Below are 1,480 nucleotides of genomic sequence, written 5' to 3'. Positions count from 1 at the left end.
ACTCCGGACGCGGTCGCGGTCGTCTTCGAAGACGAGGTCCTGTCGTATGCCGAGTTGGAGGTGCGGGCGAACCGGCTGGCGCACGAGCTGATCGCGCGGGGGGTGCGGCCGGGAGCGTTCGTGGCGGTCGCGGTCCCGCGGTCGCTGGAGCTGGTCACCGCCCTGTACGCGGTGCTGAAGGCGGGGGCGGCGTATGTGCCGGTGGACCCGGACTATCCGGCCGAGCGGATCGGCTGGATCCTCGAGGACGCCGCCCCCGCCCTGCTGCTGACCACGAACCAGGTCGCCGGTCGGCTGCCGCAGACCGAAGTGCCCCGGCTGCTGCTGGACACCGACGAAGGCCGGGGGGTCGCCCGTCCGGGCAGCCGTCCCGAGGTGGTGGTGGCCCCTAACGCGCCGGCGTATGTGATCTTCACGTCCGGGTCGACCGGGCGGCCCAAGGGCGTGGTGGTCGGTCACGACGCGATCCACAACCGGCTGGCCTGGATGCAGGACACCTATCCGCTGGACGCCGGTGACCGGGTGCTGCAGAAGACCCCGTCCGGGTTCGACGTGTCGGTGTGGGAGTTCTTCTGGCCGCTGCGCACCGGCGCTGCCCTGGTCCTGGCCAAACCGGAGGGGCACAGGGACCCCGCCTACCTCGCCCGCCTCATCCAGGACACGGGCGTCACCACGGTGCATTTCGTGCCGTCGATGCTGCAGGCGTTCCTGGCCGAGCCCGCCGCCGCCGGATGCACGAACCTGGCCCGGGTGATCTGCTCGGGCGAGGCCCTGCCCGCCGACGCCGTCCACCGCTTCCACCAGCTGCTGCCCGGCGTGGCCCTGCACAACCTCTACGGCCCCACCGAAGCCGCCGTCGACGTCACCGCCCACGCCACCGACCCGAACCACGACAACACCACCAGCGTGCCGATCGGCCGGCCGGTGTGGAACACCCGCACCTACGTCCTGGACGCGGCCCTGCGCCCGGTACCGCCCGGCGTGCCCGGCGAGCTCTACCTCGCCGGCATCCAGCTCGCCCACGGCTACACCGGCCGCCCCGCCCTGACCGCCGAACGCTTCACCGCCGACCCCCACAGCACCCCCGGCACTCGTATGTACCGCACCGGCGACATCGCCCGCTGGAACACCCACGGCACACTCGAATACCTCGGCCGCGCCGACGACCAGGTCAAACTCCGCGGCCTGCGCATCGAACTCGGCGAGATCACCACCGCCCTGACCACCCATCCCGCGGTCGGCCAGGCCACCGTCACCCTCCGCGAGGACCGGCCCGGCCACCAGCACCTCGTCGCCTACCTCGTCCCCGCCCCCGGCCAGGAACCCGACCCCGACCACCTGCGCACCCACCTGACCGCGGTCCTGCCCGACTACATGGTCCCCGCCGCCTTCGTCACCCTGACCGAACTGCCGCTGACCGCCAACGGCAAACTCGACCGCAAGGCCCTGCCCGCCCCCCACCTCACCCCCCACACCACCC

1 protein-coding gene is annotated in these 1,480 nt (G+C 72.6%); it reads left to right on the top strand.

Annotated elements, in window-relative coordinates:
- The coding region (locus KUM38_RS38975; RefSeq protein ID WP_217136888.1) for an amino acid adenylation domain-containing protein at nt 1–1,480 on the top strand (1,480 nt) is incomplete at both ends.

It is taken from the genome of Streptomyces sp. AC558_RSS880 (assembly GCF_019049255.1).
Classification (GTDB): domain Bacteria; phylum Actinomycetota; class Actinomycetes; order Streptomycetales; family Streptomycetaceae; genus Streptomyces.
This window is presented reverse-complemented; position numbering and strand designations above follow the sequence as displayed.